Source organism: Clostridium sp. CAG:265, from assembly GCF_000436575.1.
In the GTDB taxonomy this organism is placed as follows: domain Bacteria; phylum Bacillota; class Clostridia; order Clostridiales; family Clostridiaceae; genus Clostridium; species Clostridium lentum.
On the sequence record NZ_FR886576.1, the window covers coordinates 1 to 11,475 of the forward strand.

Below are 11,475 nucleotides of genomic sequence, written 5' to 3' on the forward strand. Positions count from 1 at the left end.
ACTGCACGGGGGACTGTGTGGGAGAGTAGAACGTTGCCAGGTTAGTAAGACTTAAAGCATTTGCTTTAAGTCTTTTTTGCTTACAAAAAAAGAAAGTGATAATTTATAATTGAAAATAGATGTTAAAATAATAAAAATGGAATATTAAAGCTATATTATTATTTAAAGTTTACTAGTGTGTAAAGAAATACTTAAAATTCAACTTCTGAGTATTAAAATAATCAACAAAAAAATAGAAAAAATATCTTCTTTTGTTGATAAGTTAAAATAAAAAGTGGATAAGTTTATAAAAATTTTTTTAATAAATATCTAATAAATTTGAAGTATTATTTGTTAAATTGTAAAGATTTCAACAAATAATATTTTTTTATTACAATAAAGAAAAAAAACAATCAATAAGCGACATAATTCTAATAATATTGAAAATGAGAATAAACATGCAATTGTATAACTTGCATTAATATATAGATTAATGTCGGTTAAAATATATTGAATGAAAGGGAGTATGAATGATACAATTATTTACATAAATTACAAATATATATATTGAAGTTACACATTTATAAAAGGGGGGATTACATGAGACAAGAAGCTACGAAACTAAAAGCAGAAGTTGAGGAGAACTTTGATGATATTCAAAAGAGCGTAAATTCTGTGAAGAATAATTTAAGTAAAAAAAAGAGTTATAAATCTCAAATAACTGATTTAAACACATATTTATTTCATGAAGGAAAAAATTATACAAGTTATGCATTTATGGGTTCGCATCAGGTAACTGAGAAAAGAAAAAAGGGAATTAGATTTACAACATGGGCTCCAAATGCAATAAATGTTTATGTTTCAGGAGATTTTTGTAATTTTGCAATAGAAGATGAATATAAAATGGAAAAAATAACAGAAAGAGGAATATGGAGTATTTTTATTGAAGGTGTAGAGCCAGGTACTAAATATAAGTATGTAATTGAAGATAAAGCTGGAAATAAAGTATTTAAAGCAGATCCATATGCAGTTACTTCAGAAGTAAGGCCAGCTACAGCATCTATTATTTCTAGTAAGACACAATATAAATGGAATGATAGAAGTTGGATGACTAAGAGAAAGAAATTTAAAATGTACGATGCTCCAATTAATATATATGAAGTACATTTAGGTTCATGGAAAAGAGATGGAGAAGAGTTTAAAACTTATAGAGAGCTAGCAGGGGAATTACCTAAGTATCTTAGTGAAATGGGATATACACATATAGAATTGATGCCTATAATGGAACATCCTTTAGATGCTTCATGGGGATATCAAACTACAGGCTATTATTCAGTAACAAGTAGATATGGAAATGTTGATGATTTTAAGTATTTAATAGATTGCTTACACAAAGAAAATATAGGAGTAATATTAGATTGGGTTCCAGGACATTTTTGTAAAGATATTCATGGATTATACAAATTTGATGGAACCCCAACTTATGAATATAAAGATGAGTGGAAAGCTAATAATGCAGGCTGGGGAACATATAATTTCGATTTAGGTAAACCTGAAGTAAAAAGTTTTCTTATATCAAATGCAGTATATTGGTTGCATGAATATCATATAGATGGATTGAGAGTAGATGCAGTATCAAATATTCTTTATTTAGATTATGGTAGACAAGGTGGAGAATGGATTCCTAATAAATATGGTGGAAATGGTAATTTAGAAGCTATTGAATTCTTAAAAGAACTTAATAGTGCTGTGAAAAAAGAATTTCCTACAGTAATGATGATTGCTGAAGAATCTACAGCGTGGCCTAAAATATCACAACCTATTCAATATGATGGATTAGGTTTTGACTTTAAATGGAACATGGGATGGATGAATGATACATTGGAATATATGAAAGAAGATCCACTGTATAGAAAGTATCATCATGGTAAAATGACTTTTTCTATGGATTATAATTACTCTGAACATTTTATATTATCAATATCACATGATGAAGTTGTTCATGGAAAAGGATCTTTCCTAAATAAAATGTGGGGAGATTATTGGAATAAATTTGCTCAATTAAGATTATATATAGCACATATGATAGGTCACCCAGGTAAAAAATTAATGTTCATGGGTACTGAATTAGCAGAATTTATTGAATGGAGATTTTATGAAGGGTTAGAGTGGGATTTAGTTGATAAATATGAGACACATAGTAAAATTCAAAATTATGTAAAAACAATTAATCAATTTTATAAAGATCATCCAGCATTATGGAAGTATGATTTCAATCCAAAGGGGTATCAATGGATAGATGCTAGAAATGCAGATGAAAGTATTTTTACATTCGTGAGAAAAACAGATAACAAGAAGGAAACTTTGATATTTATTTGTAATTATACTCCATTAGTATACTATAGCCATCGTATTGGTGTGCCTTACTTAGGTGAATATGAAGTAATATTTGATACTGACAGCATCGATTTTGGAGGTTCTGGTTTTATTCATACACAAAGACCAGTTGTTTTAAAAGAAATTGCAGCTACAGAAAATGATAATCAAATAGATGAAGAAATTGAAGATTGTAATTTAGAAATAGATAGAGAATTAAATAAGGATACAGATACTAGTAAGGAAGTAGAAGAAAAATTAGAAGCAGAAGAGACTATAAAAGAGTTAGACGTTAATATGGATCAACCTTTAATAGCGGAAGAAATTCCTTATAATGATCAACCATATTCTATAAATATAAAGATTCCACCAATGGCTGCTATTGTTTTAAAAGTAAATAATATTAGTGATGGTAGTAAGGAGTGTAGGTAAATGAAGGTTTTATTTGTTGCTTCTGAATCTAGTCCTTTTATTAAAACAGGGGGATTAGGGGATGTAATGGGTGCATTACCACCAGCTTTAAAAAGACTTGGTTTAGATGTGAAAGTAGTGTTACCAAAGTATAAAAATATGAAATATGAATTTCAACAAAAGTTGCAATTCATAAAATGGTTTACTGTTGAAGTTGGTTGGAGAAATCAATATTGTGGTGTAAGCCAATGTGAATATAATGGTGTCACTTACTATTTTTTAGATAATGAATATTATTTCTGCAGAGATGGATTATATGGATTTTATGACGATGCTGAAAGATTTGCTTTTTTTGATAGAGCAGTAATGAAGTTTATAAAGGAAATTAATTGGCAACCAGATATTATTAATTGTAATGATTGGCAAACTGGTATGATTCCTGTACTTCATAAGTTTGAGTATATCAGGGATCCATTCTACTCAAATATAAAGACTATATTCTCAATTCATAATTTATTTTTCCAAGGTACTTATTCGCCAGAGATATTGCCAGAACTATTTGGATATGATTTAGAGCCATATTATAATGGAAGTTTGAAACTTGATAAAGGTGTAAGTTTTATTAAAGGTGGAATTAATTACTGTGATCAAATTACAACAGTTAGTAGAAGTTATGCAGAGGAAATAAAGAGTAGTGAGTATGGTGAAAGACTTGATAATTTATTAAGAAGTCGTAGTTGTTATTTAAAGGGTATAGTAAATGGTATTGATTATGCAGAGTATAATCCAAGTACAGATTGTCATATTTATAGAAATTATAATAAAAGATGCTTAGATAACAAGCTTGAAAATAAGCTTATGTTACAGCAACAGTTAGGGTTACCTCAAAGAGCAGATGTACCTATGATTGGGTTAGTATCAAGATTAACACACCAAAAAGGGTGTGACCTTATAATTAATATAATAGACAGACTGCTACAAAAAGATATTCAATTTGTAATTTTAGGTACAGGGGATTATCTATATGAAGAAACATTTAGAAATCTTCAATACAGATATCCTGATAAAGTATCAGCTAATATAAGATTTGATGATGGATTAGCACATAAGATATATGCTTCAGCTGATATGTTTATGATGCCATCATTATTTGAGCCTTGTGGATTAGGTCAGCTTATAGCATTAAGATATGGTACAGTTCCAATTGTAAGAGAAACAGGGGGATTAAGAGATACTGTATTTCCATATAACCAATATAATGGCGTAGGTAATGGATTTGGATTTAGAAACTATAGTTCAAATGATTTAATGTATGTAACAGAATATGCTCTAGAATTATTTAGAAATAAAGGAGTTTGGAGACACATTGTTGAACAAGCGATGGATTCTGATAATAGTTGGGATAAGGCAGCTAGAGAATATGCCTGGTTGTATGAAGGAGTAAAAAATAGACCTTAATTATAGCAAGCTATTAGGAGGTAGTACATGCTATCAATTGATAAAAACTCTTTTAAACGTGATTATGAAAATAAGTTTGTTCAATTACATGGAAAAGAATTAAAAGAAGGTACAAATCAACAAAAATATGAGGCTTTAGGAAGTTTGGTAAGAGATTATGTAACAAACATGTGGATTGAAACAAATAAGGAATATAGGGAAGAAGAATTAAAGCAGGTTTATTATTTTTCTATGGAATTTCTTTTAGGAAAATTATTAGAAGATTATTTGTTAAATTTAGGAATACATGATATATGTAAGGAAGCATTAGAAGAATTAAATATAGATTTAAATCAGATAGTAAATTTAGAGCAGGATCAAGGTCTAGGAAATGGTGGTTTAGGTAGACTTGCAGCATGTTTCCTAGATTCAATGGCGTCTTTAAATATACCAGGTAATGGATGTGGAATCAGATATAAGTATGGATTTTTTGAACAGAAAATAGTTGATGGAAAACAAGTAGAGGTATCAGATAACTGGCTTAGGGAAGGCAATGTATGGGAAAGAAAAAAAGCAGATAAGTCAGAAATAGTTAAGTTTGGTGGAACGGTAAAAGTTGAGGAATTGGCAGGTAAGATGACATTTACTCATGTGAATTATGAACCAGTATTAGCTGTTCCATATGATACACCTATTGTTGGATTTCAAAATGATGTGGTAAATACATTAAGATTATGGAGTGCAGAACCAGTATCAAATGAGTTTGATTATTCTTCTTTTAGTAGAGGAGAGTTTTTAAAAGCAATTTCATATAAAAATTCTGTTGAAGCAATATCCTTGGTTTTATATCCAGAAGACTCTTTTTATGAAGGAAAAATGCTTAGGTTAAAGCAACAATACTTTTTTGTATGTGCAGGATTACAAAGTATAATAAGAAGATTTAAGCGCATAGGTGGGGATATATATGAATTAGATGAAAAAATAGCTATTCATATTAATGATACTCATCCTACATTAGCTATACCAGAGCTTATGAGACTACTAGTAGATGAAGAAGGAATGGATTGGAATACGGCATGGAGGATAACTCAAAATACTATTTCTTATACTAATCACACCATTTTGGCCGAAGCATTAGAAAAATGGCCAATAGATATGTTTAAAAGTTTATTACCAAGAATTTATATGATAGTAGAAGAAATAAATAGAAGGTTTACTATAGAGCTAAATAATAAATATCCAGGACAAAATGAAAAGATAGCTAGAATGTCTATTATAGGAGATGGATATGTCAGAATGGCTAATCTAGCTATAGTAGGAAGCCATAGTGTTAATGGTGTTGCCAAACTTCATACTGAAATATTGAAGAAGAGGGAAATGCAAGATTTTTATTATATGTATCCAGCTAAATTTAATAATAAGACTAATGGGATAACCCATAGAAGATGGCTTTTAAAGAGTAATCCAAAATTAACAGAGTTATTAAAAGATACTATAGGTGATAGTTTTGTAAAGCATCCTACTGATTTGGAGAATTTTAAGAATCACTTAGATAACAAAGCAGTATTAGATAGCTTAAAGGAAATAAAGAAAGACAATAAGGATAAATTAGCAAAAATAATTTATAAAAATAAAGGAATAATAGTGGATCCAAATTCAATTTTTGATGTTCAAGTAAAGAGAATACATGCATATAAAAGACAGACAATGAATTGTCTTAGAATAATGCATCTTTATAATCAATTATTGGATAATCCTAATTTGGATATAGTACCAAGGACATTTATTTTTGCAGGAAAGGCAGCTCCAGGATATTATTTAGCTAAAAATATCATTGAGCTTATATGCAATATTTCTGAAAAGATAAATAATGATTCAAGAGTAAATGAAAAAATAAAAGTGATTATGCTAGATAATTACAGCGTATCTTTAGCAGAGCGAATAATTCCAGCAGCAGATGTAAGTGAGCAGATTTCAACTACAACTAAAGAAGCATCAGGAACATCTAATATGAAATTTATGATGAATGGTGCAATTACTATAGCTACTCTTGATGGAGCAAATATAGAAATTAAGGATGAAGTTGGAGAAGAAAATATTATAATATTTGGCTTAACTGCTGAGCAAGTACTTGATTACTATGAGAATGGTGGATATTCTGCTTGGGATGTCTGCAATCATGATCCAAGAGTAAAAAGGGTAACAGATGATTTAATCAATGGAAAGTATTGTAGTGATAAAGATAGGTTTAAAGTAATATATGAAAATTTATTAAGCTATAATGATGAATTCTTTGTTCTTAAGGATTTTGCAGCATATATAGATGCTCAAGATAGAATTGATAAAATATATAGAGATCCATATGAATGGCAAAAGATGTGTGGAGTAAATATTGCCCATTCAGGAGTGTTTTCATCTGATAGGACTATAAAAGAATACGCAACAGGAATATGGGGGTCTGGAGTACTATATAGGAACCTTTAGGGGGTATATTATTGAATGATATAAAAATAGTTCATAATTCTCACGATACTAATTATAGGAATCCTTTTGGAGCAGTAAATGTAGGAGAAACTGTAACATTAAAGTTAGAAACAAATAAAAAATGCAATCCACATATAGTTTTTATTAATTTTTTTAATAATCAAGTAGAAATGCAAATGACAGAATGCAAAGAAGATGGAATCATAGAAAAGTATTGTTATGAGCTAAAGCTTGATACAACTGATATGTTAGGGACGATTTTCTATTATTTTCGAATAGAATGTGAAGGCAGAGTCTTTCTTTATGGAAATAATATAGAAAATTTAGGGGGAGTTGGACAAATTTATGACAATTACCCTAAGTGCTATCAAATAACAGTATATCATCAGTCAGAAGTTCCTAAATGGTATAAGGAAGGAATAATATATCAGATATTTGTTGACCGCTTTTTTAATGGAAATAAGTTTGGTAAAGTGTTAAATCCTAAAAAGAATTCGTTTATATACGGAAATTGGACAGATACACCTATGTATATAAGAAATAGTGATGGTGGAGTTACAAGATGGGATTTTTATGGAGGAAATCTTTTAGGAGTTAGAAAAAAACTTAAGTATTTAAAAAGTCTAGGAGTAAGTATAATCTATTTTAATCCTATATTTGAATCTCCAAGCTGTCATAAATACGATACTAGTGATTATGAAAAGATAGATCCTATGTTTGGAACTAACGAAGAGTTTGAAGAATTATGCTCTGAAGCAGAAGCCTTGGGAATTAAGATAATCTTAGATGGAGTATTCAGCCATACTGGCTCTGACAGCAGGTATTTTAATATGTACAATAATTATAAAGAAATAGGAGCTTATCAGTCACTAAAATCTCCTTATTATAGATGGTATAGATTTTCGGATTATCCTAATCTTTATGATTGCTGGTGGGGATTTGGTAATATGCCTAATGTGGATGAACTAAATCCTTCATATCTGGAGTATATTATCTCTAGTAAAAATTCTATCGTTAAAAGATGGATTAGAGCAGGGGCTAGTGGATGGAGGTTAGATGTAGCAGATGAATTGCCAGATGAATTTATTAAATTACTTAAACAGTCTATCAGGGAGGAAAAATCTGATACTGTTTTAATTGGTGAGGTTTGGGAAGATGCATCTAACAAGATAAGCTATTCTAAGAAAAGAGAATACTTATTTGGTTATGAGTTAGATTCTATCACTAATTATCCATTAAGGCAGCTCATAATAGAATATAGCAAAAAACAGATATCATCAGAGTATTTTATTAAGAGATATAAATCTTTATTAGAAAATTATCCTAGAGAAAATTTTTTTTCTACTATGAATATGTTAGGAACACATGATACAGAAAGGATACTTACCATACTTGATGGAAAAATAGAGCACTTAAAAATAGCAGTTCTATTACAAATGACTCTTCCTGGAGTACCACTTATTTATTACGGTGATGAAGCTGGGTTAAAAGGTGGAAAAGATCCTGATAATAGAAAGCCTTATCCATGGGGAAAAGAAAATATAGAAGTAATTAATATCTATAAGAATCTTTGTAGGTTAAGAGCTAATGAAAATATATTAAAGAATGGTAATATAAAGTTTAGAAATAGCTTTGGAAATGTTTTGTGCTTCCAAAGATCCAATGAAGAGGGAGTAATAATAGTTATTATTAATTCTTCAGATAAAGAAGAAAAATATATATTAAATAATATTAATGGAAATGTTAAAAATTTAATAGATGATAAGGAAACTTATGAAAGTATTAAGGGAACTTTAAATGTTATACTAAAAGGCAATCAATGCAAAATATTGAAAGTTCAATGATTTTAAAAATAGCACTTTCAAATTTCTTAAAGTGCTATTTTTATTTCAATATTTAATGTAAAAAAATTGAAATAATACAATTAAAAGTTAGAAAATTCATTTGTTTATATAGATAATTTACAAAATAATAAAAGTGTTAAGTATTAAAAAGCACAAATTAATGATTAAGCTAGATATTGATTATTAATGAAGGGTATATAGAGGAGATGTGTAAAAGGGTGAGTAAGAAAGAAATTGTTGCTATGATTTTAGCAGGAGGACAAGGATCAAGATTAGGTGTTTTAACTAAAAAGTTAGCTAAGCCAGCAGTACCATATGGAGGAAAGTATAGAATAATAGATTTTCCATTGAGTAACTGCTCAAATTCAGGAATTTATTCAGTAGGTGTATTAACACAATATAAGCCATTAGAATTAAATGCGCATATAGGTATAGGAAGCCCATGGGATTTAGATAGAAAAGATGGTGGAGTAAGAATATTACCTCCATATCAAGAAGAAAAGGGTGGAAATTGGTATAAGGGTACAGCAAATGCAATATATCAAAATATTGAATTTATTGATAGCCAAGATCCAGACTATGTTCTTATATTATCAGGAGACCATATATATAAAATGGACTATGATAAGATGTTAGATTTCCATAAGGAAAAGAATGCAGAAGCAACTATAGCAGTTATAGAAGTTCCTATGGAAGAGGCAGGCAGATTTGGAATAATGAATACTAAGGATGATTTATCAATATATGAATTTGAAGAAAAGCCTAAAAATCCTAAGAGCAATATGGCTTCAATGGGGGTTTATATCTTCAACTGGAAACTTTTAAGACAAGCTTTAAAAGATGATGAAAAAGATAAAGAATCAAGCAATGACTTTGGAAAGAATATAATTCCTAAGATGCTTAATGAAGGTAGAAGATTATTTGCATATCCATTTAAAGGATACTGGAAGGATGTTGGAACTATCAGCAGTCTTTGGGAAGCAAATATGGACTTATTAAAGAGAGAAACAGGTTTAACTTTATATGATGATGATTGGAAGATATATTCTGTAAGTCCTGTAAGACCTGCACAATATATTGGGCCAACAGCTAAAGTAAGAAATTCACTAGTAGTTGAAGGATGTACTGTTCATGGAACTGTTGAAAATTCAGTATTATTTGAAGGTGTAACCATAGGAAAGAATAGTGTTATAAGAGATTCAGTTATAATGACAGGTGCCAAGATAGGTGAAAATGTAACTATAGAAAAGGCTATCATTGGATCAGAATCTATAGTAAGAAGAGATTGTAAAGTTGGTAATGGAAATAGCATAGCTGTTATTGCATCAAAAGAAGAAGTTAAAAGTGGGACTGTCTTAGAAGCATTAGAAGCTTAATATGGTAAGGGGATGAAAAGATGAAGGATTGTTTAGGAATAATTAATTTAGATGAAAATGAAGAAAAAATAATCGAGTTAACAGCGCATAGATTATTAGGTGCTTTGCCTATAGCAGGTAGATATAGAGTTATAGATTTTATTTTATCTAATATGACTAATTCAGGAATAGAGAATATAGGAATATTCACTAAAAATAAGTCAAGATCATTAGTAGATCATTTAACTAATGGTAGACCATGGGATTTAAATAGAAAGAAAGATGGATTAAGAATATTTAACTTTGGGGATTTTAATCCTCAATATGATGATGTGCACAATTTTTTAGATAATATAGATTTTTTTGAAAAGAGTAAGAGAGAATATGTATTACTTTCTCCATCATATATGGTATGTAATATAGATTATAATGATTTAATGAAGTATCATAAGGAAAGCGGCAATGATGTAACTGTAGTATATAAAAATATAAAGCAACATTCAGAGGATAAGTTTGTTGACTGTCAAGTGTTAAATTTAAATGATGATTTAAGAGTAATAGGTGTTGGTGAAAATATAGGATTAAAGAGTGTTACTAATATCAGTATGGAAATGTACATCATGAAAACGGATCTATTTATAGATATAGTATATAAATCTATAAAAAGTGGAATGCATAGAAAAGTTAAAGATTATATAAACGCTAATATAGATTCATTAAATGTTGGAGCATTTGAATTTACAGGATATTTAGCATGTATAAACTCAATTAAGGCTTATTTTGATGCTAATTCTGATTTCTTAAATGAAAAAGTTAATAAAGAATTATTTTATAGTAAATCACCAATATACACTAAGCCAAAAGATGAATGTGCAACTCAATATACAGAATGTAGTAATGTTGTTAATTCAATAATAGCTAATGGATCTTATATAGAAGGAACAGTAAGAAATTGTATAATAGGTAGAAAGGTATACATTGGTAAGGATAGTGTATTAGAAAATTGTGTTATCTTACAAAATAGCGTAATAGGCGAAAATGTATCTATGAAATACGTTATTACTGATAAGGGAACAGTTATAAGAGATGGTGAAGAGGTAAAAGGATTAGATAGTAATCCAGTAGTAATACCTAAAAAGAAACAATTTTAAAAGAAAAAAGGCTATTTATTCTGGAGGATAATAGCCTTTTTTCTTAGTTAATTAGCATTACAAGAATGAATTATATTTTATAATTTAAGAAAATAGTTCGTATATATTACGATAAATACAATGTATTTATTTAATTTTTTTTGTTAATTGTGCCAGGCGTATCAATAATAGAATTAAAGAGTAATATTAAGAAAAAATGAGTATGCGAGGTTTAGTTTATATAAAATGGAGAAAATTGTAGATAAAAGTTAAGATATGATGATAAGATAAGTCTTGTCCTAAGGGGCAGTCGAAAACGGCAAGACAGTATTAAAAATATGTTAAGAAAGTTTCTTAAAAAATAATTTAAAAAACTTATTGACATAAAAGAAATACAGTGATAAGATAAGGAAGTCGCTTGAGGGCGGCAAGATAAAATGGTCTTTGAAAATTGAACAG

6 protein-coding genes are annotated in these 11,475 nt (G+C 29.0%); all 6 read left to right on the forward strand.

The window, feature by feature from the left end:
- The first annotated feature begins 579 nt into the window (after nt 1-579).
- The 6 genes from glgB to glgD all read left to right on the forward strand — a co-directional run bounded on the left by glgB (nt 580) and on the right by glgD (nt 11,037).
- Complete coding sequence (glgB, locus tag Q5O29_RS00170) at nt 580-2,787, forward strand: 1,4-alpha-glucan branching protein GlgB (protein WP_022211008.1); 2,208 nt, start codon at nt 580-582, stop codon at nt 2,785-2,787.
- Nucleotides 2,788-4,224, forward strand: coding sequence for a glycogen synthase GlgA (gene glgA, locus Q5O29_RS00175; protein ID WP_022211009.1), 1,437 nt, complete (start codon nt 2,788-2,790; stop codon nt 4,222-4,224).
- 27 nt (nt 4,225-4,251) lie between these two features.
- Entirely contained in the window at nt 4,252-6,687 is a 2,436-nt protein-coding gene (locus Q5O29_RS00180; protein WP_022211010.1) for a glycogen/starch/alpha-glucan phosphorylase, read from the forward strand.
- An 11-nt stretch (nt 6,688-6,698) separates the two neighbouring features.
- Entirely contained in the window at nt 6,699-8,531 is a 1,833-nt protein-coding gene (locus Q5O29_RS00185) for a glycoside hydrolase family 13 protein (protein WP_022211011.1), read from the forward strand.
- A 218-nt stretch (nt 8,532-8,749) separates the two neighbouring features.
- Entirely contained in the window at nt 8,750-9,907 is a 1,158-nt protein-coding gene (locus Q5O29_RS00190) for a glucose-1-phosphate adenylyltransferase (protein WP_022211012.1), read from the forward strand.
- A gap of 20 nt (nt 9,908-9,927) precedes the next feature.
- Nucleotides 9,928-11,037, forward strand: coding sequence for a glucose-1-phosphate adenylyltransferase subunit GlgD (gene glgD / locus Q5O29_RS00195; protein ID WP_022211013.1), 1,110 nt, complete (start codon nt 9,928-9,930; stop codon nt 11,035-11,037).
- Nucleotides 11,038-11,475: the final 438 nt, after the last annotated feature.